Source organism: Paraburkholderia sp. BL6665CI2N2 (assembly GCF_004366535.1).
Lineage (GTDB): Bacteria > Pseudomonadota > Gammaproteobacteria > Burkholderiales > Burkholderiaceae > Paraburkholderia.
Genome location: NZ_SORC01000003.1, coordinates 226,843 through 253,486, shown reverse-complemented (window position 1 = coordinate 253,486; position 26,644 = coordinate 226,843). Strand labels below are relative to the sequence as shown.

Annotated in this window: 17 protein-coding genes and 9 pseudogenes; 13 read left to right on the top strand and 13 right to left on the bottom strand. The window is 57.3% G+C overall.

Translation table 11 applies throughout. The annotated features are described in order from the left end of the window. Positions 1–856: 856 nt before the first annotated feature. Positions 857–1,573 (top strand): IS6 family transposase, encoded by a 717-nt coding sequence (locus B0G81_RS42610; protein WP_134143984.1) that lies wholly within the window; start codon positions 857–859, stop codon positions 1,571–1,573. A gap of 441 nt (positions 1,574–2,014) precedes the next feature. On the opposite strand, the gene B0G81_RS42605 is transcribed toward B0G81_RS42610, so the two are convergent. Both B0G81_RS42605 and B0G81_RS42600 read right to left on the bottom strand, forming a co-directional pair. Next, positions 2,015–3,004 carry a cysteine synthase family protein gene (locus B0G81_RS42605; RefSeq protein WP_106285472.1) on the bottom strand — a complete coding sequence of 330 codons (990 nt, stop codon included), beginning with the start codon at positions 3,002–3,004 and terminating at the stop codon, positions 2,015–2,017. Between the two features lie 100 nt (positions 3,005–3,104). Next, positions 3,105–4,331 (bottom strand): ISL3 family transposase, encoded by a 1,227-nt coding sequence (locus B0G81_RS42600; RefSeq protein ID WP_106285471.1) that lies wholly within the window; start codon positions 4,329–4,331, stop codon positions 3,105–3,107. Between the two features lie 2,545 nt (positions 4,332–6,876). Between B0G81_RS42600 and B0G81_RS42590 the strand changes: the two genes are divergently transcribed. Continuing rightward, positions 6,877–8,508 (top strand): pyridoxal-phosphate dependent enzyme, encoded by a 1,632-nt coding sequence (locus B0G81_RS42590; RefSeq protein WP_106285469.1) that lies wholly within the window; start codon positions 6,877–6,879, stop codon positions 8,506–8,508. Between the two features lie 247 nt (positions 8,509–8,755). Beyond that, on the top strand, positions 8,756–9,499 hold the full coding sequence (locus tag B0G81_RS42585; RefSeq protein WP_106285468.1) for a GntR family transcriptional regulator: 744 nt from the start codon (positions 8,756–8,758) through the stop codon (positions 9,497–9,499). On the opposite strand, the pseudogene B0G81_RS42580 reads toward B0G81_RS42585, so the two are convergent. Together B0G81_RS42580 and B0G81_RS42575 are read right to left on the bottom strand one after the other, a co-directional pair. Next, positions 9,468–9,628: pseudogene (locus tag B0G81_RS42580) on the bottom strand (IS5/IS1182 family transposase); the annotation flags it as partial. The gene B0G81_RS42585 and the pseudogene B0G81_RS42580 sit on opposite strands and share 32 nt — an antisense overlap. 94 nt (positions 9,629–9,722) lie before the next feature. Then, positions 9,723–10,082 (bottom strand): annotated as a pseudogene (locus B0G81_RS42575) (integrase core domain-containing protein); the annotation flags it as partial. A gap of 198 nt (positions 10,083–10,280) precedes the next feature. Between B0G81_RS42575 and B0G81_RS45535 the strand changes: the two are divergent. The 5 genes and pseudogenes from B0G81_RS45535 to B0G81_RS42555 all read left to right on the top strand — a co-directional run. Next, positions 10,281–10,775 (top strand): site-specific integrase, encoded by a 495-nt coding sequence (locus B0G81_RS45535; RefSeq protein ID WP_258194093.1) that lies wholly within the window; start codon positions 10,281–10,283, stop codon positions 10,773–10,775. Continuing rightward, positions 10,775–11,158, top strand: coding sequence for a tyrosine-type recombinase/integrase (locus tag B0G81_RS45530; RefSeq protein WP_279590558.1), 384 nt, complete (start codon positions 10,775–10,777; stop codon positions 11,156–11,158). Before B0G81_RS45535 ends, B0G81_RS45530 begins: the two co-directional genes overlap by 1 nt. Before the next feature lie 8 nt (positions 11,159–11,166). Then, positions 11,167–12,372 (top strand): IS91 family transposase, encoded by a 1,206-nt coding sequence (locus B0G81_RS42565; RefSeq protein ID WP_134143982.1) that lies wholly within the window; start codon positions 11,167–11,169, stop codon positions 12,370–12,372. A 378-nt stretch (positions 12,373–12,750) separates the two neighbouring features. Beyond that, a pseudogene (locus tag B0G81_RS42560) lies at positions 12,751–12,966 on the top strand (tyrosine-type recombinase/integrase); the annotation flags it as partial. Between the two features lie 160 nt (positions 12,967–13,126). Continuing rightward, positions 13,127–13,366, top strand: a pseudogene (locus tag B0G81_RS42555) (transposase domain-containing protein); the annotation flags it as partial. Between the two features lie 9 nt (positions 13,367–13,375). Here the strand turns inward: B0G81_RS42555 and B0G81_RS42550 are convergent. Then, complete coding sequence (locus B0G81_RS42550) at positions 13,376–13,636, bottom strand: hypothetical protein (RefSeq protein WP_106285463.1); 261 nt, start codon at positions 13,634–13,636, stop codon at positions 13,376–13,378. 100 nt (positions 13,637–13,736) lie between these two features. Here B0G81_RS42550 and B0G81_RS42545 point away from each other — a divergent pair. Both B0G81_RS42545 and B0G81_RS42535 read left to right on the top strand, forming a co-directional pair. Continuing rightward, positions 13,737–13,988, top strand: a pseudogene (locus tag B0G81_RS42545) (transposase); the annotation flags it as partial. A 1,000-nt stretch (positions 13,989–14,988) separates the two neighbouring features. Further along, a pseudogene (locus tag B0G81_RS42535) lies at positions 14,989–16,566 on the top strand (IS3 family transposase). 103 nt (positions 16,567–16,669) lie between these two features. On the opposite strand, the gene B0G81_RS42530 reads toward B0G81_RS42535, so the two are convergent. Both B0G81_RS42530 and B0G81_RS42525 read right to left on the bottom strand, forming a co-directional pair. After that, the gene (locus B0G81_RS42530; RefSeq protein WP_243856932.1) at positions 16,670–18,058 is read right to left on the bottom strand and encodes an MATE family efflux transporter; all 1,389 of its coding nucleotides are present in this window, start codon (positions 18,056–18,058) and stop codon (positions 16,670–16,672) included. 867 nt (positions 18,059–18,925) lie between these two features. Continuing rightward, positions 18,926–19,374, bottom strand: a pseudogene (locus B0G81_RS42525) (transposase); the annotation flags it as partial. Between the two features lie 23 nt (positions 19,375–19,397). Here B0G81_RS42525 and B0G81_RS42520 point away from each other — a divergent pair. Further along, a complete protein-coding gene (locus B0G81_RS42520; protein ID WP_106285461.1) occupies positions 19,398–19,637 on the top strand; it encodes a type VI secretion system-associated FHA domain protein in 240 nt (79 codons plus the stop codon). A 203-nt stretch (positions 19,638–19,840) separates the two neighbouring features. Here B0G81_RS42520 and B0G81_RS42515 read toward each other — a convergent pair whose 3' ends face one another. The 4 genes from B0G81_RS42515 to B0G81_RS42500 all read right to left on the bottom strand — a co-directional run bounded on the left by B0G81_RS42515 (position 19,841) and on the right by B0G81_RS42500 (position 23,696). After that, positions 19,841–20,968, bottom strand: coding sequence for a J domain-containing protein (locus tag B0G81_RS42515; RefSeq protein ID WP_106285460.1), 1,128 nt, complete (start codon positions 20,966–20,968; stop codon positions 19,841–19,843). Positions 20,969–21,143: 175 nt separating this feature from the next. Further along, positions 21,144–22,760: an IS66 family transposase gene (locus B0G81_RS42510; protein ID WP_134143980.1), complete on the bottom strand. Its 1,617-nt coding sequence runs from the start codon at positions 22,758–22,760 to the stop codon at positions 21,144–21,146. A gap of 104 nt (positions 22,761–22,864) precedes the next feature. Continuing rightward, entirely contained in the window at positions 22,865–23,218 is a 354-nt protein-coding gene (gene tnpB, locus B0G81_RS42505; RefSeq protein ID WP_106285458.1) for an IS66 family insertion sequence element accessory protein TnpB, read from the bottom strand. Continuing rightward, positions 23,199–23,696, bottom strand: a complete 498-nt coding sequence (locus tag B0G81_RS42500; protein ID WP_106285457.1) for a transposase — start codon at positions 23,694–23,696, stop codon at positions 23,199–23,201. Before B0G81_RS42500 ends, tnpB begins: the two co-directional genes overlap by 20 nt. A gap of 54 nt (positions 23,697–23,750) precedes the next feature. On the opposite strand from B0G81_RS42500, the gene B0G81_RS44095 reads away from it, so the two are divergent. Beyond that, positions 23,751–24,041 (top strand): hypothetical protein, encoded by a 291-nt coding sequence (locus tag B0G81_RS44095; RefSeq protein ID WP_166679217.1) that lies wholly within the window; start codon positions 23,751–23,753, stop codon positions 24,039–24,041. Positions 24,042–24,073: 32 nt separating this feature from the next. Next, a pseudogene (locus B0G81_RS42485) lies at positions 24,074–24,681 on the top strand (IS3 family transposase); the annotation flags it as partial. Here the strand turns inward: B0G81_RS42485 and B0G81_RS42480 are convergent. Continuing rightward, a pseudogene (locus tag B0G81_RS42480) lies at positions 24,673–25,026 on the bottom strand (IS3 family transposase); the annotation flags it as partial. The pseudogenes B0G81_RS42485 and B0G81_RS42480 overlap by 9 nt on opposite strands. A gap of 133 nt (positions 25,027–25,159) precedes the next feature. Next, a complete protein-coding gene (locus tag B0G81_RS42475; RefSeq protein WP_106285456.1) occupies positions 25,160–26,614 on the bottom strand; it encodes an MmgE/PrpD family protein in 1,455 nt (484 codons plus the stop codon). Positions 26,615–26,644 lie beyond the last annotated feature (30 nt).

The window sequence follows — 26,644 nt, the reverse complement described above, 5'->3', positions numbered from 1 at the left end:
CGCAGCATTGCGGTGTTCGCGCGCGTCGTCGGGCAACCTTGTCCACATCAACAGTCATGCAAAGTCGAATAAGTGTCGGGGCAATCGAGCAATAAGTGTCGGTTCTTAATCACTGTTTCTTTTCACTACTTTCCAACGGGCATTAGCGATCAGTCGCGCGAAGACCTGCTTGGTGAGTGATCCCTGGCAGTTGCGGTAGTCCGTCACGCGATCGACGCGGACATTGGGCGGTATTGGTGGCGCGTCGGGCAGTTGCAGGAAAACGACGAATTGGGGCTGCTGCCTACGTGCACTCCACAAACCGTGGTGCGGGATCCGCTGGAGGCCCCACGGTAGAACGTGGCTCAGAATGCGGCGGGTGATCTGTAATCGCCCCCTTTTTGATGACCCGCTCACGACAAGCGGTGGCGGCGTACGAAAAGGCCCAACGCGCGACGGGCGGTCGACGATGGACCCAACGGCGTTTGCGCCTACATAGGCGCGCAAGGCTCATCTCGGGTCCCTCATCAATGCGCTACTGCTTGATGACGGCATTGATCTGCCGATGACGGATTCGATGCCGCGCAGGGGCTTGCCGCTTGCGAATGGAAAGCGCAATTCTCGAATTCCGCAGGTCGTCGGCCTAATAAACCATGCTACGAATGTGGTGGATGCCCTGCCCGATCCGGGGAAGATCTCGCCGTTGTCGATCGGCAAAAGAGGACTAGACGCAACTAACTGTCAGATCTCTCTGGCGACCGCGCCGAACATCAAAGGCAGTACCGCAGCGCCGGGCGGGCGCCTGAGCTGGCTCCGGTGCAAATGGCGCGGGGGCGAATCGGTTAAGGTGTGGGGCCGAACGAATTGAGAACCGACGATGAGCAAGCTGAAGGGGCTGGACGAACTGTTCGCCGGCCGCCACTTTGACCGCGATGTGATCATTCTGTGTGTTCGCTGGTACCTGCGCTACAAGCTTAGCCTGCGCGATCTGGTCGAAATGATGGCGGAACGGGGCGTGGCGCTGGCGCACACGACGATCCTGCGTTGGGTGCGGCACTTTGCGCCGGAGTTCGTCAAACGGTGGAACCGCTTTGGCAGGCCCACTGGCCAGTCGTGGCGTGTCGATGAGACCTACCTGAAGATTCGTGGTAAGTGGGTTTACCTTTATCGAGCGGTTGATCGCGCTGGCCTGACGGTTGACTTCATGCTCCGTGCAAAGCGCGACGTGGAGGCAGCAAAAGCCTTTTTCAGGAAGGCGATCAAACATCAAGGCCAGCCACCGAAGACCATCACGCTTGACGGCTATGCGGCCTCGCACCGCGCCGTGCGCGAGATGAAGGCCGATGGCTTGCTGCCTGAGGACACGAAGGTCCGATCCTCAAAATATCTCAACAATCTGGTCGAGCAGGACCACCGCAACGTCAAGTCCCGGACGAAAGTCATGCTTGGTTTCAAACGTTTCAGGAACGCAGCGATCACTCTCTCAGGTATTGAGTTGGTACATCGTATTCGCAAAGGCCAATTCAGTCTCGCGAAGCTCGGCCTCAAAGATACCGCTGCGCCCGCAGTCTGGGAGGCCGTCCTGTCTGTTTGATTAGGTAGCCTATTTATAACAAAGTCTCGTCTGCACCGCCTATCTGCACCAGAACCCCCAACGGGCCGTGGATCTTCAATCGCGCTCCGCTGACCGGGGACGCAGTTACGGAACTCGTCGGGCGGGCTCGCGCACGGCGCGGACACTCCACAATACCAACGAGGGCTCTCTAGATTTATCAATAACATAGCGAGGTTGGGCAGTATGAAACGCACTTGTACCAGTTCAGGTACCCGGCATGCCTGACTGACATTGCCCAGTTGCCACGCCAGTTCGAGCATGCCGACCTTGGCGCGGATGACTTTCTGTTCCTGAGTCATGGTGGACTCCATGCGGTTCGCCGCGCGCGTCGCCGCTTCGGACTACGTCCTCCGCGCCCACGCGCAACAGCACCAGAAACCGACCACTGTCAGATTTAGTCTAGGCTATTGCAGTTTAGGACTACGGTGAAGATGGCGCGTCCGCGAAAAGATCTGCAAAGTGCTTCTCAACGTCGATTATTTGAATATCGTGAGTTGACAGCCAATCCTGATTGAAAATAGTGTCCAAGTACTTCGTGCCACTGTCGCACGCTAGTGTTACGATGCGCGATCCTATCGGTGCTTCGCGAGCCACGCTAAGCGCCTCGTAGATCGCCCCCCCGGTCGATCCGCCGACCAGTAAGCCATGCCGCTGGGCCAAATGATGGCAAATCGAGAAGGCCATGTCGTCTCTCACTTTTCGACCCGAATCTATTACGTTGTAGTCAATCACCACGCCCACTTCCGCGCCTTCAGGCGTGCCAGTGCCCGATTGGTGGTATTGCGCACCCTGACCGCCAAAAATGACACTTCCAGCTGGTTCAACACCAATTACTTGGATGCTAGGAATATGCCGCCTCAGGTGACGCGCAGTACCGCAAAGCGACCCACCGGTACCGATAGCGCACACAAGATGCGAAATTGTTGGGCCGAGATCGTCGAGCAATTCAGCGGCTAGCCCGACGTAACCGGCAGAGTTAGCCGGATTGTTGTGTTGTTCAGTCCAGTAGGCGTCCTCTTCCGCCGACATTCGCATAGCTTCTCGGTCACGTACGTCCGTGGCTAGGGCACCATCGCCACTGCCAACCGTCCGGACGTTGCTGCCCAATGCACGCACGGTAAGGATCTTATCGGGGCTAGCATGGGAGTCCATCAATGCGGTGAAGTTGATTCCGCGTACCGCTGAGATCATGGCCAACGCACTCGCCGTATTTCCTGATGAGGATTCCACAATGTCAACAACGGCCTCATTTGGGCGGCTGTTGATCATGCTTAGCGCCATGCGGTCCTTCATAGAGCCAGTTGGGTTAAACATTTCCAGTTTGAGATAGAGATCGATCTCACCGCCGCGTAAAGAGATGAACAGCAGCGGCGTGTTTCCGATAGTATCAAGGATGCTATTAACGATCATCTGTTTATCCTCCCTTTGAGGAAGTTTTTGTCGACTACTAAATGCCATCCGACCGGATGCCGGAAGCGGGCTCTTTTGAAAACGGAGTGGGTAACGGGGCTCAACGGGCATGCTCGTTAAAGCGCGATAAGTCGAGTTTCCCGGCGATGAGGAACAGGACAGTACGCATGGTTTCGAAGCGAGCGTACCCGCGTGCTTTGCGTTTGGCGGCCTGAAACAGGCCGTTGATGGCTTCGATGAAGCCGTTGGTCTGGCGCGTCTGAGTCCAGGCAACAATGCCCTCGAAGTGTCGGCGAATCAGTCGCGCGACGTCCTTCATCGGTTCGACCTTCGAGCGCATGACATTCGTACACCACTGGTGCAACATCGCCGACACGACATTGATTTGCTTGCGCTCGAGAATGTCGCGCAGCTGCTCTCGGTACAGCCACGCCCGGGCCGTGCGCTTGGTGGTGTACTGACTGACGAGCGCCTCGAGGTCGGTCAGTTGGGCGAGATTCAGTTTGTTCGCGTCTTTGAGCAGCGTCCAGCGCAAGCCTTTGAGTTGCGGGTCGACCTTCTGTTGCTGCCTGCGCACCGTGTCGAGCGCCTTGGACGCGTGAGCAACGACGTGAAACTTGTCGAAGGTCACTCGCGCGTCGGGCAGATGTTCATTGACGCCTTTGATGAAAGCCGGCGACATGTCGATGCTGACTGAGCAGATTTGTTCGGACGTGCCACGGTGTTCGCCCAGATAGGCCGCAAAGCGTTCAATCGTGCTGGCATCCTTGCCGGTCGTGGCGAACACGACCCGCCGCGCCTGCATATCGGCTACCAGCGTCAGATACTCATGACCGCGCCGATACGAGGTTTCGTCAATCGCCACTGCCGTCACCTCAGACAGGTCAGCCGCCGCGAGTGCCAGCTCCACATACCGCGAACAGATGGTGTGTACTCGATGCCACGACAGGTTGACGGCACGCGCGACAGCGGCAAACGGCATCTGCTGGGCGAGCATCAGTACAAGTGCCTCGAACAGCAGCGTAAAGCCGCTGAGTTGACCGACCCAGTCAGGTTCGACCAACCGCACGGAGCCATCGGGCAAGCGCACACGCGGCACCCGCACTTCCAGGAAGCACTCGTGTTGAAAGAAATTCAGGTGACGCAGACGCTTGATTTGCGTGTCGTGGACAGCATGCTCACCGGCAACTCCAGCATAGGCAAACCGGGTGCCCGCGACGAAGTCCACGGCAATGGTGAGTTGATGCTGGGCGGCATCAAAGTCAACGCCTTGAACGTACCAGGGCGCGGTTATTCCAAGAGCGGATTCGAACAGTTGATTCGTCATGGTTGCTTGTCTTGCGTGGCTGGTTGCCGCATTCTGCCGCAACCAGCCACGGCTCAGCTTATCAATTCTGGGCGCCTCAAGGATTCGCTTCGCCGGCCTTACGTCCGTCCTTCACCCGCCAAACCTACCCACTCAAAATTCAAAAGAGGCGGAAAGCGGTTATCCTTTTTTAGTACGAGAATCTGGTGAAACGAATTTTCATTCGAATCCATTGATAGTCGGCGGTGTCGTGAAGCTGACGAGATCGCTCGGGGCAACGCCACCCCAGATTGCCAGCCCGCGCCACGGAATGATGTCGGATTCCAGACAACTGCGTCCGGCAAGAAAGTGATGCGTCTTATGGCGGCACCGCTCGCTTCTTCGCCGCAGAACAGGCACGAAACCGCCACCAAACCAAGTTTCCGAACCATGCCATCAAGAACCTCTGCGAATCGACTGCCTCCAAGATTCCCGACGTCGGTCACATCGAAGGCACAGATCACACACGGGTCGAGAAGTGGTCGTCCTGGCTACAGTAGGACCGGGAGCAGGTGGTACTGCAGAAAGCTTTGATCTGACGACTCGGTATGCGCGGTTTGGGTCACTGCAGCTGGGTGTTTCGCTCCGTCCCGAGTTCATGAACAAGCACATCTGGCATCCCTTGCCGATGTCGATGCCACCGGGCGTCAGGCCGTTAATCCGCGGACATTCCAAACCGCGAGCTTGGTTCGCCTTCGGGACGGATTCAAACGAACGGGCAGTTCCAACCTTGCCGGTCAATACGGGAATGCGTTTAGCATCTCCGATGCGGTCGACGTGAATCGTCACTTTATGACATATGCGGAGACTGTTTTCATAATTGGACTTTGCAGGACCGGTCATTGACATACGCTCCGCGGAAGTCAAGTTCACAACGGCCGAAATTATCTCCCTCGGTCGATGAGGCGTCAGCCCCGGCGCCAGCCACTGCGGCTGCTCGCAGGAACGAATTGGACTTGCATGCCTTAGGCGCAAACTGGACGTGACTGTTCCTATAGCTTTCGCGCAATTCGTTCCGCTATTGGAGGTAGTTTTTGGTGGGTTGGTCTGGATATACGATACGCAACGGCGGTTGGAACCCGTCGACCCAAGCCTTGGTTCGGATTGGCCGTTCAGCAAATCGCGCATCCACTTGCTGAATAGGGGTTCCGGTCTGTCGACAAAGTATTCTTGGATCATGGGTGGTCCCTCATCTCAGGTCATCTAGCTCGATTGAGCAGCTTGGCAGTGTGATCTTTACCCTGTGTCGAGTGGTCTTGAAGCTCATCAGATTCCCGGAGAGGCCAGCCTGGATGATTTGGTCGACAGCAACGGGCGCAGGATCGGACCAGTAGGTCACGTCCAAATTTGGATCATCGTAGGAAAGCAGGATGCACGGAATATACGATAGGCTTAGTGCCTTGGCGCAAAAATGGCGATGATGGCCATCCATGACAACAAGATGGCGGTGTTCGACCAGAATGGGCTCGGTCCACCGCCCGCTTTCGGCGATCATTTTGGTTAGCGTGCTAGCACGGCCGGGATTAATGTTCTCGCTTGGTCGAAGTTGCGGCACAGGCACTTTGACTACGGTGTAACTAGAAATTAATTTTGCGGACGACAATGGCTTCACCTCGGTTAGTAATGTGTTCTCGGATAAACGGCTGCATGTATCGTGCCATATTAAGAAACCTTATAATCAGCATCGCTGTTGCAGCGTTGGGCCGGTACCGCTATGGAGTCGCATGGATGGCAGTATTCGACCGGTGCACTCCGTAAGCGGCTCGCGTCCGTTTGGGGCACGCGGCACATCCGCTCATACATACGGTATATATCTGTGGCGCGAAACGGCATCGCCATCCAGGTTGATCGGAAGCCTTGTCGGGATGATTGTCGGACAACCGCCACGTCCTCCGTCTGCTTCGTCGCATTTGCGACGTTACGGAGCCCAGCTTGGGTTTCCTGCTAGCCGCTCGGTACATGGCGCGCCTCTTGCGACTCTCAACTTACTGAAGCGTGCCGTGGCGACCGGTCACCGACTCTCGTCCGTGCGAGATACGGCCGATTCACGCCTTGAAGCGTCGCGGCGCGCCCAAAGCGAGGGCGTACGTCGCCTCCACAGAATACGGAAACGGGCAAAGCCATTGGATTTCGCAGGAGTTGCTCCACGGGACTTTGAAGAGAAGATTGGTTTGATGCATTGTGGTGTGGTTTCTATGCTTTGCCACCGTCCTATGGAGTTCGAACGTTTCGCTTGCTCCGAGCTCTGTTACGCACGGCGGTCGAACTGTCCGATAGTACGTTACTTGGTCGCGATTCGACGGTAAGCATTCGGCTTAGCGAAAAATTACTTCCCAAGGCGCAACTGCACGACTTTTATAAAATTGGCATTCGGCACGGTGCGGCCGGATTACAGATTGCCCATTGTGGAGCGATTTTTGATTGATGCTTGATTTATAAGCGAGTGGAATCCAAAAAACTCCTTTCGGAAAAGCACGATCGGCTATATTTTGACTTTAATACTGAATGAGCGTACTCTGGGAAAGAAATGTCTAATGGAACTGTAGCGCACAATCAGGAGGATTTTGAAAATCCTCGAATCGTTGAGTTGAGCGACAACCTATCCGGCGCCAGTTTTTTCTTTATGAAACTTTTGCCGACACGGTTCATGCTGGAATGGGCCGCGGAGCAGGGACTGTTGAAGCCGTGCACCACCATCTGCGAGTCTCCTTCTGGTACTTTCGGTCTTGCGTTGGCGATGTTGGCTGAGAAATATGGTTACAAACTCATATTGATAAGCGACTGGACGATTGATCCACATCTTAAAAGGCGCCTTATCGAGCTTGGTGCGCATGTAGACATTGTCAATGAACCAGCGACCCGCGGGCGACTTCTGCAGGCCCGGTTAAACAGGCTGGCCCAGTATCTGAAGGAGCTCCCCGACGGATTTTGGCCGTCACAATACTCCGACTCGGTCAATTCACTCGCTTATAGGAAATTCGCGGACTTGCTAATCGACAGAGTGGGAAAGCTTGACTGTTTGGTAGTTGCCATTGAATCAGATTGGTCAATGTGCGGTACAGCTAGATTTCTAAGAGAACAATTCCATGAATTGCATGTCATTGGTATCGATACTCCAAATTCTGTTTTGTTTGGGCAGCCCGGTGGAGATCTAGAGGATGGCAGCGGGCTAGGCGGCGAAATTGTTCCTGGCAGCTTAGATCACCGTCAGTTTGATGAGGTTCATTGGCTGACGGCCGCAGAGGTGCTTGATGCAACTCGTCGATTACATCGTGAACACGCTCTGTTTATGGGCCCAACCAGTGGTGCAGCATATAAAGTGGCCGATTGGTGGGCACGTAAGAACCCTGGCAAGAAGGTCTTGGCGATTTTCCCCGACGAGGGGAGCCGCTATGTCGAAACCGTCTACGACAATGAAAAGAACAGGCTCTCATCCATAGGCGGCTGGTCCGAGCAAATTCGGCAAGAACCAACGGTTGTGGTGCCAACACAGAAATTGAGTGGCTGGTCGCGCTACGCTTGGGGGAGGCGAACCCTCGATGAGGTTCTTTCTGGCCTTATTGAAAAGTCGTCTCCGATCTGTAGCGAGTCCCGCCAACAGTCGACGTTCCTGCACGCAGGCAGACGTACTCCAGAGGGAGTGTCTCGAGAGGCTACTACTGCTGTCATCGAAGCAGGTGAAACGAGGCTGATAGCATTATCTCGCTTTGACGGGGGCACCGTCGCCCATCTCGCACTGGAGCATGAGCAAAGTCAGTTTGTGGATCCGTTGTACGTGGTGTTTTCGGAGCTAAAGACCAGCCGAAACCTCGAGTTCGAGCACCCGTTTTCAATTGCGGCCCGGAACGAAATAGTTGGTTTTTTTGTCCTCCGTGAAAAGGCCGCGTTGCCGGATTGGGCACCGTCAAATGTCGTGACGTTGCACAGCCTGCGTATCGGTCGATCATATCAAGGCAATGGATACGGTAAGGCAGCAACCAAACTGGCTGCTCGGTGGATCGCGTCGAACCGACCATCCATCGACCGACTCATGCTTGCCGTCAATGCGCGCAACGTGCTAGCCAGAAGCGCTTATCTTAGCTCTGGCTTCCAAGACACAGGCGGTACATACTGCGGCCCAATTGGTATTCAAAACATTCTCGAATATAAGGTTGGGTGAGAGAAATGCGCGCTATTTCGTCGAATTCGGCGCCCGACAGGTCGCCAGTAGCAGAAGAGACATGTTAAATGAACGAGTCTTTAGTAAATGTTGAAATTCTAATTGGTTTGCCGCGTGAAGTGCCACGTCACATGGATGCGACAGAGCGCCTCATTCTTCCTGCATGGTTGACTAGGTGTTCCGCGAATGGAGTGGCCGACCTTGACCGCACTCGCGGTCCGTATTGCGCATTCTGGGGGACAGCTGAATGCCTGGAACGACGATAGCTGGGGCATTGCACGAAAGGATTCGAAAAGAGATAAAGCGGCGAGTTGCGGAGCATCAATATGAGATGGGGGATCGTTTGCCGTCAGCTTCCGAACTTGCAAAAGAATTCGGCGTAAGTTTGATAACCATAGCACGCGCATTGTGCGATCTCCAGTCCGCCGGCGTCGTCGACGCGGTGCCCGGGCGTGGAACTTTTGTGCGAGAGAGTCGACGATTTGTTTTTGATATTGAGGACTTTTTATTTTCGAATTTCAAAGATGAGTCGCGATATACTCTTGAACGATCGGTTACAGCAGCCTCGGTGACACGAGGGAAAATCGCCATTCCGATTTTACGCGAGTTTGACACGCCAAACGAAACTATGCGCTGTGTGAGAAGTATGATAGCGGTCGACGGAATGCCGACCATTCATGACGTTCTTTACGTGCCACTTTGTTTTGGCGATAAAATAGTTGACGAACTTGAGGGAAAGTCGGTTGGCGAGGTGCTGCGTGGACAAGGAGTACAGTTCGACGAGGTGAAATTGCTTGTAGGCGCATGCCCTGCGTCGGATGAGGCGAAGGTTACATTCGGAATCTCTGACGGATTCCCGACGCTCCGACGCGCATATCAGCTAATGACAGACAACCCATCGCTCTCGTTCTTTGGAGTCTCGGAATCCCCGTTTGATCGTCTGGCATTTGGTGTCTCCAACAAAACTGATCGAGGAATCTCGAGCAGATGATGGCGCAAGCGAATGAGAGCAATTCCACGTGGGTATCGAGACTTCGCTCGAACCGGATTGCAGCTTGCCGAAACCGGCCTGCCTGCAACGAGTGTAGTCGTAGCCCTTGTCGGCATGGACCTTATCAGGGACGTTGTCTCGACCGAACGCGTTTGACTGGGACTGCACTCTGGCTGCATGACCGGAAATTTTCAAGCTAGTTGTCGCCTCAACGAGTAAATTTTCAGGCGGCCTTTCTCTCCTGGTTAGGGCGTTGCGGGGCGACACCCTGGTTGTCAATGCTATCCGGGTTCAGACGCACGGCATCTACACGCTGCCAGTTGCGCGTGCGTCCCTTCCATCGAAGCGGGTTGCGCTGCCGGGCGCTCTCGTAGAGCGCTACGCGTCGATCAAGAATGTCCTGGTCGAGGTTGGCATGACGCTGCGCCGGCGTCACAAACCGGATCGCACTGTGACGATGTTCGTGGTTGTACCAACGCACAAGTGCGCCCACCCAGGCGCGTGCTGCAAACAAGGTGTCGAACGCCTTGAGCGGGTAAGCGGGCCGGTCTTCCAGGGTCTTGAACAGCGACTCGGAATAAGGGATATGAGCCAAATCACATATTCCGTATAGTACTAAACCGCTGACGCGGTAGGGGGAGGTGGGCACAGGTCTATGGCTGGCGTTTCATGAAGAGGGTTGTCTGACGCTGAACCCCAGCGAGGTGGTGAGCGGTGTCGCCAGGAGCAGTATGTGAACGCCCGGTTGGGCATTCCACCCACTGCTTCCAGGAGGCTCGCCATGACACCACTGCGCCAACGCATGCTGCATGACATGCAGATCCGCAACCTTGCGGATAATACCCAGAAGTCCTATCTGATTCAGGTACGCAGTTTCGCCCGGCACTTCCGCCGCTCGCCCGAACTGCTGGGTCCCGACGAGATCCGGGCCTGGCTCGTCTACCTCCTCGAAGAGCGCAAGCTGGCACCCGCCAGTCTCGGCGCAACGATCGGTGCACTGCGTTTTCTTTACCGCGTGACGCTCAAACGCGACTGGAGTGACGAGGACTTTCCCTTGCCGAGGACGCCGTTCCGACTGCCAGTCGTCCTCAGCCTGGAGGAGATCACCACCTTCTTCGAGTCGATCGCCAGTCTCAAGCACCGCACCATCCTGATGACCGCGTACGCCGCCGGACTGCGGGTGTCGGAAGTCGTGCATCTGAAGGTCACCGATATCGACAGCAAGCGCATGGTTATTCGTGTGAACCAGGGGAAGAACCATAAGGATGGCATGTAATGCTCTCGCCGAGGCTACTCGAGATCCTGAGGCTGTACTGGCAGGACGCCCATCCGAAGGAATGGCTCTTTCCAGGCAGCATTCCGGGGCGGGCCATCACCCGCCATGCCGTGGGCGACGCATGCGGGCTTGCACGCAAGCGCAGCGGCATCACCAAACCCGTGACACCCCATTCTTTGCGACACGCGTTCGCCACGCATCTGCTGGAAGCCGGTACTGACGTGCGCCGGATCCAGCTGCTGATGGGCCATAGGTCCCTTTCGACAACGTCCCGGTACCTGAAGTTGGCCACCAGCACTGTGTGCGCCACCACCAGTCCCTTCGATCTGCTGCCGCACCCTGCACCCATTCTATCCCCGCCACCTGCGCCCGAGTACTTCTGAGCGCAGTCATGCGGCCGGCGCTCGAAGTGGCGGACATTTTCCGCCAGTGTGGGCCCAGTTTTCGGCTATCCCATGCCGAGGGGCTCAGTCGTGTACAGCGACGCGTGATGAGTGCCATCGAGCTGTGTCGTACCGCAGCGCTTGGCGCCCATCTCGAGCAGTGCGATGCATGCGGCCATCAGCGCATCAGTTACGACTCGTGTCGTAACCGGCACTGCCCGAAGTGCCAGTCACTCGCCCGCGCGCAATGGCTCGAACGCCGGCATGCGGAGCTCCTCCCCTCGACCGAGTATTTCCATGTCGTCTTCACGCTTCCCGAATCCATCGCCGCTCTCGCGTTCCAGAACAAGAGGACGCTCTACGATCTGCTGTTTCGCGCCAGCGCCGAAACGTTGCGCACGATCGCCGCCGATCCGAAGCACCTGGGCGCCGAGATCGGCTTCCTCACGATCCTGCATACGTGGGGACAGAATCTGCAGCATCACCCTCATGTGCATTGTGTTGTGCCGGGCGGCGGCATCTCCCCGGACGGCGAGCGCTGGATCGCCTGCCGTCCCGGCTTCTTCCTGTCCGTGCGGGTCCTGTCACGGCTCTTTCGCCGCCTGTTTCTCGAACAGCTGCGCCGCGCTTATGACGCCGGCGGGCTGCGCCTGCACGGTCAGTTCGAATCCCTGAGCGATCCCGTCGAATTCGCAACCTGGCTTGCACCCGCGGCACGGGCGGAGTGGGTGGTCTACGCCAAGCCACCCTTTGGCGGTGCCGAACACGTGCTCGATTACCTGGGCCGCTACACCCACCGCGTCGCCATCTCCAACAACCGGCTGCTCGCCTTCGACGGGCACACCGTGCAGTTCCGCTGGAAGGACTACCGGCACGAGTCCAGACAAAGGACCATGACGCTCACGGCCGACGAGTTCATCCGTCGTTTCCTGCTGCATGTGCTGCCTGACGGCTTCAAGCGCATTCGCAGCTACGGGTGGCTCGCCAACTGCCACCGTGCCGACAAGCTCGCCACCTGCAGGCAGATGCTCGGTATCGAGGCTCCCGCCGCTGCCGCAGCCGAGCCCCGGGAAGACTACCGTGACCGCTACCAGCGACTCACCGGAAAGTCACTGCGCGACTGTCCCGTATGTGGCAAGGGACACATGCTCCGCATCGAAGACATACCCGGCAGCCTTCCACGAGCCCCGCCAGGTCCCACCCATGCGCGCTAGTTGCCACCGCACCTGTTTCCGTACACGTTCGCCTTTCCTGACTAGGCCAACGCGGCTGCACTCGTGCCTTCGATCTGCTCGCGCACCAGCGTACTCCAAAATGGCGGGTGATTTGCCAATTCACCCGCACATTCCCGCTTCCTTTACACGTGATGCTTCCCACTCTCTCCGGAAGTCCGTGTGTGGTCGCCCCTGCAAGACATCACAAATTACTGCGGCGGTCATTCAATGCCCATAGCGGCCACCGCCTGTGGAGCGGTTTAGCACAAACATTTTTTTGATTACCGGTCGCGGATCAGGTCCGACGACATGGCGATGCGCTGGTTGCCGCGACCGCCAACCAAAAAAATCTCTGCTCAATGTCTTCAACGACATTGGCGACACGCCACGGCCATGCATATGCTTCAGGCTGGTGTAGACGTCACGTTGATTGCCTTGTGGCTTGGCCATGAAAGTACCGCCACCACCCATATGTACATCGAAGCCGATCTCGCCATGAAACAGCGGGCACTGAACTCCATTCAAGCACCGCAATTCAAACAGCACCGGTTTTGTCCGCCGAAAGACATTCTCGACTTTCTTGACGGACTGTAATTATGCTTGCTTGGTGGGTCGCCCTCATTAACCGTACAGCATGAACGTATTGCGTTGCTGAAGCTCCTCAAGAGAGACGTCCGGCCCCAGGGCGGTCGGACGCACGACTGACGGCAAGGCGCAGAAAGTAGGACTCTGCATAATTCGGTTACGTGGATAAGAGCGGGACATCAGGCCGTTTGCCACCGCGAGAAAATCGTGGCTCTTCAGCGATACGGTCGACGGCGCGAAAGCGAGCGCGATGATCTACAGCTTGATGCTCACGTGTCGAGCCTGTGGCGTCGAGCCGCATGCCTATCTGCTGCACGTGCTGACCGAACTGCCGCAGCGTGCTCCGGACGCCGATATTAGCGACCTACTACCGTTCAACTTCGCCAAGCAGCAGCCCGTTACCGGGTAACGCACGTCGCTACCGCGCTTGGCCGAAGTATTGGCCCCACTGTTCCGAGTCGGGATCGAGTCGGCGCACGATCGCGTCGTCTGCCCGCGTGATCAGTCGTTCCAGCATCTGACGCTTCGTTACCGAGTAACGGCAAGCCAACCGTGTCAAAGCAAGATAGGCTTCTGTACTCACCCACATATCCAGACGTCGATCACCGTTGCCGTCCTTGCCTGCCGTCTCGCGCCTTGCCCGATAAGCCGCTTGCCGCTGCGCCGTCGTTTGCGTCATCTCCCACCTCCTCACTGTCGTTACCCGGTAACTATCGATGTGAAACATGTTACCCGGTAACGCGAGACCTAACGATGTGTGGCAGATTTGGCGCTTACAGAACGGCCTGCTCAAGCAGCTGACCAAGATGCTGGTGGAGCGTGCGTTAGAGACGGAGATGTCCGAACACCTGGGCCATGGCAAGAGCGAAGCGGTGACCAATGCCACGGGCAACACCCGTAATGGTCATAGCGCCAAGACGCTGCAGGGGGGGGGTGGCGAGTTGCCGCTCAACATCCCGCGCGACCGTCAGGGGGCGTTCGAGCCGAAGCTGGTGGAGCGCCATCAGAGGCGCTGGACGGGCTTCGACGACATCCTCCGCGGCGCGCCGGTAGCGGACTATACGAGCCCGCCAACAATTCGTCGCGTATCGTCGTCAATTCATGCTGGAGATTCTCCTCCATCATGCGCTTGCTGACACCGTCCACGCCTGGCGTGCGAGCCCCGCTGGGAGCCAGCGTAATGCGAGCCGCTTCGCTCAGCCACCCTGTCGGCAATCAGTCTCAGAAGTCGATCGAACTTGCGTTCTTTGTCCTCCGTCGACCATGTCGGCAGTTTGCTTTGCCTTTCACTGATTATCAAAGGTCTTCACCTCACTATGGTCAGCTAATCAACCCAGCAAACCACTTCAACTGCCTCCCTTCGCCATGTAGCCGGCTTTCCCGGCCTCGGACTAGTACGGAGGCTCCGCCAGCCTGCATATCATCGGGGGCACACTCCCTTGACATTTATGCAAGCCTTCCCCAGTTCACATGCTGGACTCAGCGCACGGGCGAGGTTGCCTATCGCAGTCTTTATCCTTGCTTGCCGCAAGTCGTCGCAGACACCACGGTCTAGCTGCGCGCGCTCCGTGATTCCAACTGGCCGGCATACATCTCCAGCCAGCGTTCGCGGCACCAGTCCATACGTATGACCGGTGCCGATCCGCGTCCTGCCTCTTAAGCGGTGTAGGCAGGGGTGACGATTCAACCCTCAGATGCGTTTCAATAGGTTCGTGTCCCTCAACCGTCCCATGCTCAGCCTAGAAGCTCATCTTGGCGTAACCGCTTCGCCGCAAGCTCCGTTTCCCACGGACTTCGTCACCTTGCCAGTGTCCAGCAAGTCACCGCCGCTTCGGCTCACTTTCTCTCGCAGCAGAGAAAGGGCATGCCCCGGTACCGCAACTTCAAATCTACCGGGTCCTGCATTCCAAACATGCTCAAGCAACTTCACCCCCATGTGGGCGGGCTACGTTGGCTGGGCGTACTGTACCCCCGGCGTCACAATAGATGTCGCCTCTGAATTTTTTAATATGAAAAACTCAGAGGTGCAGATTGAAGGCCAAACAGACGTATTCTGTTGAATTCAGGGAGCAGGCACTCGCGAAGGTCCTGCAACGCGGCAACCGGTCCGTAGGAACGGTTGCCGCGGAACTGAACATGAACGTATTAACCTTGAGGAAGTGGATCCGGGTGTCTAACGCCGCAAGCCGCAACACGGGGGCAGTCGATGCACGGCGCCCGGAAGACTGGTCTTTGGAAGAGCGCCTGCTGGCCTTGCAACAGAGCCATGGACTGAACGACGAAGCACTGAACGCGTGGTGTCGCGAACGGGGCCTGTTTGTCCATCATCTGTTCCAGTGGCGCGCGCAGTTCTGCTCTGCCGGCGCCGCCGGCAGCCCACGCGCAAACGCCTCAGAGGTGCGTGAGCTGAAACAGGCCAATGTGCAATTGCAGCGCGAACTGAAGCGCAAGGACCGCGCACTGGCGGAGGCAGCCGCGTTGCTCGTGCTCTCAAAAAAGTATCAGGCGCTGTTCGGGGGCGAGGACGAATGACTTCCCCTGAAGAGCGCGCGACATTGAACGAACTGATCAGCGAGGCGACCACAGCCGGGGCTCGCCAGGCACGTGCGTGTGCCATGCTGGGGCTGAGCGCGCGCACCGCGCAGCGCTGGCAAGGCGGCGGTCCTGACGCGGTCGATGGCCGCACCTTGCGCCGCCATGAGCCCGCCCACAAGCTGTCTGCAGAGGAACGCGCCGAACTGCTGGCGGTGGCCAACTCAGCCGAATTCGCTCATCTGCCACCTAGCCAGATCGTGCCTCGCCTGGCCGACCAACAGCGCTACATCGCCTCAGAATCGACGTTCTACCGGGTGCTGCGTGAAGAGAATCAGCTTGCTCATCGGCGCAGTGAACGACCAGCCCGCGCCCGCAGCAAGCCTCGCGCAGTATGTGCCGACGCGCCCAATCAGCTGTTTAGCTGGGACATCACCTACTTGCCGACGACGGTTCGTGGGCAGTATTTCTATCTCTATCTGTTCATGGACGTATTCAGTCGGATGATCGTCGGCTGGCAGGTCTATGCCGAGGAAAGCAGCGTGCTGGCCAGCGAAGTCCTCAGGGACCTTTGCGCACGCGAAGCGATACAGCCCGACCAGGTGATTCTGCATTCGGATAACGGCGGTCCGATGAAAGGTGCGACGATGCTCGCCACCCTGCAGGCTCTGGGTGTCATGCCGTCATTGAGTCGACCGGGCGTGAGCAACGACAACCCGTTTTCGGAATCGCTGTTCAAAACACTGAAGTACCGGCCTGCTTATCCGCTCAAGGCCGTTCGACACCCTATTTGCCGCGCGCACCTGGGTCACCGGGCTGGTGCGCTGGTACAACCACGAGCATCGTCACAGCGCGATCCGCTTCGTCACGCCGGCACAGCGGCACGCCAACCTCGATCAGCAGATTCTGGATCGCCGCGCGACGCTTTATGAGGCGGCAAGGCAGCGCAACCCTCTACGATGGAAAGGCCCCACGCGAAACTGGACGCGCGTACACACGGTCTATCTGAATCCCGATCAGACCGACAAGTCTGAACTCATTCGACGCCCCCACCAACAGGAGCAAAAAGCCGCCTGAATCCATTCGTTGAGGCGACATCTAGCTTGAAAATTTCCGCTGTATGTTTCTTCTATTCGCCAACGCTGCTGGAGCGATCGCCAAACTGCATGGCAGCATGACGTCATAAAGTACATTGAGAAATAATTCGTTGTAGGTGCCTTCGAACTGACTTACCGCCACCGACCGCAACCAGTGACATAACTAGTGCGCTCGGTAGCAGACCAAGAAAAACGCCGCACCAGACCCCCGGTCCTGAGACCAGGTCCACGCCACCTAGCCGAAGCCGATGCGTCGAGAACCCGTCTCCCAGAATCGCAACACCTATCCACAGGCTAATTATCTGCATAAACATGGGAAACGCATTAATACCAAGCGCACGCAAAGCCGCGGCGGCACCAGTTTGAACGCAGTCGACGAAAATCACTAATGACAGGAAGATCAGAATTTTATTTGAGGCCGCCAAAACTTTCTCGTCGGCCGTATTAAATCGGAGGACAGCGGCTCCAAAAAGCATATATAAAATGCCAAGTGAAAATCCGACTGCGATCGTGATGAAGATCGCTGTTCTTGCTTTGTGGAGCGCTCCAATTGGTCCTTCGAGCCCGAATGCGTGACTGACCTTGACAGAAACTAAAACTGCGAGGGAAAAGATCACCGTATAGCCGACGTTATAGAGATTGGAGACGATTTGATGCGCACCCAGCTGGTCGGCACTGAACTTGCCTATCAATATGGCCATGTATCCGAACGCTGTAACTTCGGAAAGCGTCGAAAATGCAACGGGGAGGCCAGTTCTCAGGAGAGCCATCAACTCAGATGGTTCTCGAGACAAAACAAAATCAAATCGGAATAGGGAAAACCGTCTATCGAATAGAAAAAGAAGTGTAGCGGCTATGCACATAATATAGAAGGCAATGGTGGTCGATAGTGCACAGCCAGTTAGGCCAAGGTGGAAGTGAGGGCTGTCGACCAAGGCCAGAGATAGGGCCACTTTTGCTATCAAACCGACACCCTGCAGTAGCGAAATATATATTGTGGCCCGGACCGAGTTCGCGATGCAGGCGATAACGCGAAAGAGAGCAGACGGCAAAGCACTAAACGTGAGAGTGTCAAGATAATCTTGAGTTGCGGCTACTAGATAAGACGATTGATTTGACCAATGATGGATTGTCGAAAAGTACTTCAAAACAAAAAAGACGAATATAGCAACAAAAAATCCCGACGCAAAGCCATAGTAAGCGATGTGTTTTAGTGTTGCTGCGGACTTCTCCGCTATAACCCTCGTGGCGTTTATGGTGATCGAAGAAAAAAACGCGGTCATGGTTACAATAAGCGGACCGTAAATCGCGTTCCCCAGTGCCAGGCCACCGAGTAGATCTGGCCTGCTGTTGCCGACAATAAGGGCGTCGGCAACAGAGTAGGCAACTACAAGCAGTTGCCCAACCCAGATTGAAAAGAAGAAGGAGAGATCGCGCTTCAAATTGAATGAAAATGATTCACGTTCGGACACTTGAAATCTCCGGCGCCAAGAAACCCTGTACCGTGAACGCACATGCAAGGCGCTGTTCTGCGATCGGTTTCCGGCGGTTGTACTGCTTTCTGAGCGACAACTCGTTCGTGCTGGATCAAACGTTTCCGACTGAGCGCCCATCCTTCTTCACAAAATTTCGAACGACAGGTCGCAGAGAAGTGCCCGGCTAAATGCAAACGAATTCCAATGTGCAGCTCTGACACCGGCTGCCAGCAGAGACAGGCAACAACCGGGCCAACTGCGAAAAAATTCAACAAAGTTTTCCGCTTGCATACAAATTGTTGGCTAGAGCACGGTGGCGCACCCGGCTAGGCACCATTGTGTCGCGAGCTCGACAAAGCCCATATCTGCGGCAAGGCTGTCCAGTTCGCGACATATCGGTAGGTGGTCTGAACGTGCCGCCTTATCTACAGCCCGTATCTGCGCTACGTGCTCTCAACGTTGAGGACCTCAGGATCAGGTCCGTTCTCAATATCCAAGCTCAAGGCGCTGTCCGGTCTCCGTCGCCGGTGGAATTCGGCAGGAAGCCGTCCGACTTATCCATGGCTCCATTCAGCGAGAGTTGGCGCCTCCACCAAATCCGCGGCGGTTCACAGCTGCCGTCGGATAGCTCGGCGGTGCCTCCGTAGCACATGCGACAAGTGCGCATGGTTTGTCGCAAAGGCCACCACTCGCAATCAAGAAAGGTCTCCACATGACTGACCTGGCTGGAGTTTGGTCATCCTTATGCTCATGGCACAGAAGCGGCACAAGGATGGACCGCGCAGCAATTCGCGATACTAATTGAGTGGCAGTTTCAAGGTGAAGGGCAACACAGAGCTATCGGATAAAGCGCCTCGAGCGCACGGCCTGCCAGACCTTCACCTCGTCACTGACGGCGTCGGTGACCGCCGAGATCAGCGTCGGCGAGACCTCCGTGCCATACATTTCTTCCAGATGCCCCTGGATCTCGCGCACGCTCAGGCCACGCGCATACAGCGAAACGATCTTGTCGTCGAAGCCCGTCCAGCGCGTCTGATGGCGCTCCACCAGCTTCGGCTCGAACGCCCCCTGACGGTCGCGCGGGATATTGAGCGGCAACGCGCCAAACTCCCCCTGCAGCGTCTTGGCGCTATGACCATTACGGGTGTTGCCCGTGGCATTGGTCACCGTTTCGCTCTTGCCATGGCCCAGGTGCTCGGACATCTCCGTCTCTAACGCACGCTCCACCAGCATCTTGGTCAGCTGCTTGAGCAGGCCATTCTCGCCTACAGGTCTTCCGGCTTCTGGTAATTCGCCAGCAGGCTGTCTGCCAGCTTGACGAGTTCCGAATCAACTGTTGAAGGATGTCAGCCCGGAACATATCGTCCAGCAAGTTGCGCAGCGTCGCTGGTACGAGCGGCTTATCTCGCACATGAATGAGAACCGGGCTTGGGGGCGGTACCGCAGCCTGCATCGATCTATGCTGGATGCGGTGGAGGACGATTTCAACACTGTGTTCGGTAACGCATTCTTGGCGGCCTATGACGCGGAAGTCGAGCTGTATCGGCAACGACGCAAAGAGTCAGCCCAATGCTGAAGTTGACCACCGCACAATGCTCCCATGCTGGTGAGCGGGCCACAAATGAAGACGTCCTTGGGGTACGCATCCGCGAGCACGACGCATGCTTCATGCTTAGCGATGGCGTGGGCGGCGAGACGGGGGAAGGACATGCTGCCAAGTTGGCCATGTAAGCGGTGTTTTCTCCACACTACGGAAGAAGCATGAGGAGCGGCGCTCTTCTAGAACGGCATATCGTCGAAACGCGGCGTGGCTAATGACCGTTTCACGGACTTTAGCCAGCCCTTAAGTTGCTTGACGTCGTCGAATACGAGCAGGTCATGTTCAAGGGCGTGGAGGCTCTCCTGCAGCGAGAAGATATCAGCGGCAAGATTGCGCATGATGGTGCTGGGCGACACGCTGATGAAGGGCGGAATTCCGTAGCTGTGCTTGAATCCGTTCTCGACATGCAGGATTTCGTGGTCGAGTTCACCGGCCTGTTCCTTCAGAATCTTGTTGTAGTGTTTCAACCGGTCTTCGCCGATGTGGTTGATGGCGCTTTGGTCGATATGTTCCAGCTCCAGCTGCAACTCAAGTAATTGCAACAGGCTGTTTTTGCTATATGCCTGGTTGGCCCTTTGCATCAGAGCGGTCTTCCGATCACGCTCCTGCGGGTCGGTTTCGCGGTCGGGATGCAAGGCGCTGGCCAGTTTTCGATAGACCTCGCGGATGGATAAGCTCAGTTCGGCCTGCTCAACTTGTTCTCGTGCCTCTGCTGCGAGTTGCCTGGGCGTCTTTTTTCGTTTGGCGCTTCGCGCTTCCCGCGCCTGGTTTTCGAGTGCATCTTGTGCCTGCAGCTGTTCCATTTGCGCATGGGCGCGCTGCAGTACATCCTCGGGAGAACTCAAATCAACGTCGTCGCCCAGCTCGACCCCGAGCATGGCCTCGAGCGCCGATTTCATGTCGTCCCACTCGGCGGCGGCTTCACTGTCAAAGTCAGATTCGCTATATCGGTTGTAAATCGTTTTAAGCTCCAGATCATCACTCTGGGCGACCAGCTCACCTGCCAAGTCGCTGATCAGGTCTGCAATCGTGCGCCGCTCGGATTTGGTCAGCCCCTTCTGACCGTACGCCTGGTCCAGGCGATGCACGAGCTTGGTCCGCAAGTCGATGGAAGTTTGCTCAAGGGGAGCGAACTCGCTTAGATATTTCCGATGGAAGGCAGGCAATGCAGCCTCCCAGGCACGCAGCCGGGCGCGCCGCTTTTCGATCTGCTTGATCAGCGCGTTGAACGCCTTTTGCCCCTTCGACAGATTAGACTTGTCATGGTCGGAAGCAATGCTGATGGACCTGAGATTTGTCCTGGTCATGGGATGATTTCCGCTGGTTGATGCGAGAGCGAGCACCCCGTTATTTTAGCCGAGGTCGCGATTGCACCGCGTTGGCGCCCGCGCGGCGAGAGCGAGCACGCGCACGTTGCCGACCGATGATCGACTTATACCGGAGCTCGTGGAGAACGCGGACTGGACCCCAGACTGGGGTGCTTCAGGGGTGGGTTGTAGCGAGCGTCCCTCGTTTGGCGAAGTTAAAAGGCAGCAGGTCGCCGATGTCAGCCCCGGGCGCTCTTTGCGGTAGCTCGTTGAGCACATGATGCAGATATGCATAGGGCTCGACGTTGCAGGCCCGGCACGTCAGCACGAGGCTGTAGACCATGGCGCTCGCCTTCGCGCCCGCAACTGTGTCAGAGAAGAGCCACGAATGTCTCGCCGTTGCAAATGACCTGATATCTCTTTCCAGAATGTTGTTATCCACGGGGGCACGCCCATCGATGACGTAGCGGCTTAGATATTTCCATTGGTTTCTCGTATAGCTGATCGCCTTGCCCAACAGGCTTTCAGGCAGAACCTGGGGCGCCTGTGTGTCCAGCCATGCCTTGAGCGCTTCCAGCAACGGCACGCTGTGCTGCTGCCGCAGCCGGTAGGTGTAGTCGGCTCGCGTCTCGCCATCGGGCAGTTCTGCCCGGGCCAGGGTCTCGACCTGATACAGCGCCTTGAAGTACTCAAGCGCCTGCAGCGCGCGACCACCGGCTTTTTTCTTCTGCCCCTTGTGCGCGTCGACAAACAGGCGCCGCGAATGGGCCATGCATCCGAAATGGGTCACGCCTTCGAGCGTGCGCCAGGCGCTGTAGCCGTCAGTCATGAGCATGCCTTCGTAGCCAGCGAGAAACGCTTGCGGATATTGCTGCCCGCGCCCGGGTTGGTAGTCGAACAGCACCACCGGCTGCTCGCTGTCCCCGGCACTTCTGTACGTCCACATATAACTCGTGCTTTGCGGCGTCTTGCCTTCTTCCTTGAGAACCTGCACCGTCGTCTCGTCGCCGTGAATCAGCGGCTGCGACAACAGTGTCTGGCGCATCGCTTCGTACAGCCGCCTGTAGTGCAGCTCGGCAGGCCTGATGATCCAGTTCGCCAGCGTGCCGCGGCTCACCGCAATGCCAGCACGGGCCAGCGCGTGCTCCATCCGGTACAACGGTGTGCCGTCAACATATTTGCCGGTTGTCACCGTCGCAATCATCGCCGCGCTCGCGCTGCTACCCGGCAACGGCTGCACGGGCATCGACGCGATTACCATCGGCGTGCGTTCGGCGTTGCGCTCGCAGTGGCGGCACGCGTATTTGAAACGCACATGTTGCAGCACCACCGCCTGGATCTCGATGTGCAACTGCTCGCTCGTCTGTTCGCCCATGCGGTGGAACGCGTTCTGACAGCATGCACAGATCTTCTGCTCATCGGACAGATCGTACTCGATGCGCCGGCGCGGCAGCGCGGCCGGCAGCGGCTTGCGTCCCCGCTTACCGTGCTCGGATTTGCCAACTTCCGGCAGTCCCGTATCGGGCAGCGCGAATGCGCCATCCGGATCATCGTCACCGGGTTCGGTCGCGGCGATCTGCTCGGCTTCGTCGAACACGCGATCCCTGAGTTTTTCGCTGCTCGGCGCGAAGCGCTTGAGCTGCGCCAGACGGAACAACTCCTCGAGTTGCCCGATGCGTTGCGCCAGTTGCTGGTTATGGGACTGAAGCTCGAGAATGCGCGCGATCAGCGCCTCGGGGGAGAGCTGTTTGAGATCGTCCTCAGCGGACGGGGGGCGGGCGTCGCTATTCATGTGCCCCACGGTAGCGAAGCTGCACAACGAATGGGTTTACGTCAAAGTGTAACAACCACGCCGGGCGTCGCGCGCACCACGCCCGGCGCGCGGCTACTGAACGTTCAACTCACGTGTCGGTACTGCCTCGAAGGGTGACGACGCACCGCGTCGATGTCGATGCCGTCGAGTAACCAGTGAAGTTGCTCGCTCGTAAGTTCCATCACTGCCTGCTGTCGACGTGGCCAGACGAAACGGTCAGCCTCTAACCGTTTCATCATCAGCCAGAAACCCGAGCGCTCGTAAAACAGCAGTTTGATGCGGTTCGCACGCTTGTTACGGAAGGCGAAGACCGCACGGGCAAATGGGTCAAGCTGCATGGACTGCTCGACCAGGATAACGAGACCGTTAATCCCGTTCCTGAAATCGACCGCGTCGCGGTGCAGGTAGACCCGCAGTTCAGCGTCCAGCCGGAACATGGTAGCGCCCCAGCGTTTCGATCATCGCCGACACCAACGTCGTGTCCTGCCCGCTACACTCGAGCTTGAGCGTAATGCCATTGGGCATTTCCACCGTCAGCCGTGAGGGGGCCGGTGGGCGCAGTGAGCGGCGCACGGATTCGCCGCGCGCCGGCAGGAGTTCCGATTGCGCTCCGGATTGCCTCGACTGCGCGTCGGTGCGGCCAATCTCGACGACCGGCACGAACGCCGACGGCGTACCTTCGATTACGTCCATCGCGACGGTGCCGTCGCGCTTCTCCTGGTGCTTGCTGACCCACCGGCGCAGCAAGTTCGCGTTCACACCAGCCTTGAGCGCCATGCCAGCCAAAGACACGCCCGGCTGCAGGCAGGCCTCGACCAACTTCTGTTTGGCCTCTTCGTCATAGTAGCGCCGTCGGCCATCACTGCTTACGCCGACGGGCTCAAGCTTCAACGGATCTGAGGGATTCTGCGTCATATGTCCACCTGTCAATGAGTGGACATATGCTGCGCGATCAAGACTCAGGAAACCATGTGCGCTTATTTCACCGCTTACTTGGCCATCCGTGGTGCGCTACGCCAGTTCGAAAGCAGCTTGGGATCTTCACTGGATGCATTGGCGCAGAGCAGTCTGGCCGCGGCACATGTGTCCATCGTTGCAGTCCAGGCGCGCTATCCGGAGCGATCTCGCATGGCGGCTACCATGGTCGGCCTATTCATTGATCGCCTGCGGGGTCTGGCCCAATGGATCCATGCCGGCGACGGCCGCCTATATCGTTTTCGACGCGGTGAGCTTGCCCGGCAAAAATGGATCCCTTGCTGAGTGTGTAAAACTCACGCAAGGAGGTAGCAACGATGGGTAATCCAAGAGCACGGTATACGCAGGAATTCATGATAGAAGCCGTGCGCATGGTCCGCGGCGGCCAGAGCATGGCGGCGGTGGCAAAGATACTGGCCATCAGCCCGAAGACGCTGCACAACTGGGTGAAGGCCGATGCCGCTGGCAAGCTGAACGGCGCAGGCAAACAGACCTCTCCCGAACAGATGGAGATTGCGCGGCTACGTGCGGAGTTGGCACGCGTGAAGATGGAACGCGACATATTGGAAAAAGCCACGGCGTACTTCGCAAAGGTGTCGGGATGAAGTACGCCTGGATTGAGCTTCACAGCCGACAATGGCCGGTTTCCCTGACCTGCCAGGTGCTGGGCGTCAGCCCCAGCGGTTACCACGCCCGCAAGGCCCGGGACGTCGATACGAACCGTCCGCGCCGACGCATCAGCAATGACGCCCTGCTGGTCCACATCAAGGCCGTACACGCGCAATCCAAAGGCGAGTACGGCTGGCCGCGCGTGTGGAAGAAGCTGCTTGCGCAAGGCATTCGCGTCAGCAAGGATCGAGTCCAGCGACTCATGAAGCTGCACGGCATCAAGGCGAAAACCAAACGCCGCTTCAAGGCCTCGACGGCTCATCGAGCTGCGCATGCCGTAGCCCTTAAGCAGGTCCTGGAAGTCATGACTGCAATACTGGCTACCCCGGTCGCTATGGACGATCAGGCCCGCTTCCGGCCGGCGGCGAAACCATGCCATACGCAGCGCGTCCGACACCAGCTCCGTGCGCATGTGCGGCTGCATCGACCAACCCACCACCTGACGGCTGAACAGGTCGAGGATAACCGTCAGGTACAGCCAGCCCTCGTCAGTCCAGATATACGTGATGTCTGTGCTCCAGGCCTGATCGGGGCGAGCGGGCGAGAAGTCGCGTTGCAGCAGGTTCGGCGCGACCGGCAGGTTGTGGTTGCTGTCGGTGGTGTTCCTTGAAGATTTCCGGTCGGCGTTTCCGGAGGAATGACGCAATGCCTATCGTCGAGTTGATGGTTTGCGATCGTCCTACAAGCGTCAATCAACTGCTCGAGGAAAAACGCGAACAAAGATAGCTGGCGACCTATGAGGCGCGAAGCAGGTCGGTGAGGTCATTGAGCGCGTGCAGTTCATCGAGATGCATTATTTTCTCTACAACCTGTGATCCCCGTTGATCTAGCGACGTCCCCTTCACGTTACTAAGGAATTTTTCTACAACGTCTGCGTCGCTTAGAGGCCTCTGCCATTCGCCCGGCGCCCAACGAACGTTCGCCGAATAGGACTTACCGTTTTTCATATACGCGGTAACGGTCGACATGCATTGTTCTTTCTCGCCCCAGAACGCTTCTTCAGCCACCGGGTCAATTCCTACGTCCATCTTCGACATCGATGCAGTGATTTGAGCATCATTGAAGACGTCTGGCGAATACCAATCGCGGCCGGGTTCGATGGAGTGAAGTGCCATAGCAGCCACGTATTCCACCGAGAACTGAGCATCGAGCGCAGTTTTCGGCGCCCTGTCAGAGAACCACTCGACAATTCTTTCGAAGCAACGAATTTCAAGCTTTTCAACGTCATCTGGATCGATGTCATTGGCCTTTGTTATTTGAGACACCGCATCGATCGTCGTGTGAAGGAAAGCACAACTCGGAAACTTCTTCAGCATTACCTTTCTTGTCCGCCAATCCTCGCCCAGAGCCAAAGAAAACTGAGCTGGGTCGAATCGGTCCGATCCGATAACGCGTGCAAAGCCTCGCTCGGAATCGCTCAACATGGCGAACGGACCGATGATACCTTGACGGGCGCAGAGCGCGGCATCGACACCACCCAACGCCATCTGGCCGTAGTTAGCTTTCAAGGCGTGCGCCGGTCGACCGTATTGGACATACCAGAGTGGTATGTTAGTGTTCGCGGCAGCATGCCCCAAGGCAGAGCGGAACTGCTCTTCCGTTCCTCCGGAGACCACCATGGCGGCAGCACCAGCCGCCACCCCATGCCACGCGTGATAAACGGCAAACCGTCGGTACGCTTCCGGGCTCGCGCGCGTCGCATCATGAACGCGAAGGCCCGCTTCATAGCCAGCGACAATACCGGCGAGCAGCTGCCTGGGCGTCGCCTTCAGTCGCTCAGCTACGGCCAATGCCGCAGGAATGACCGTTGCACTCGGATGACCGCTCGCAGTGTCCTCGTAGTCAAGAACGTCGGAAAGCCACCCGTTAATCTTCGCGGCGAGCGACGGATGGAACTGCAAAGAGGTTCCGGGGACACAGCACCCGCCACCTGCACTTCCGCAGTCGTAGGCGGCCAATATCTCTCTGCCTAATGCGGTTTGGGTTCCAGCGATAATGCACCCGACCGTATCAAGCGTGATGAGTTTGGCCATGTGAACGACGTCGGCGGGAATTTCTTCGTAAGTCAATTCTGCGAGAAACCGCGCCAGTACACCGGCGTCGTGGTGAACCGGCTTGCTGGGAAAAAGGATGTGGTCGACGCGCGACGGGGATTCGCTTTGATGGGGCTGGCGGTCTGGCGCTTCCATAACTTGCCTTATAGATTGGAAGGGGAGGCC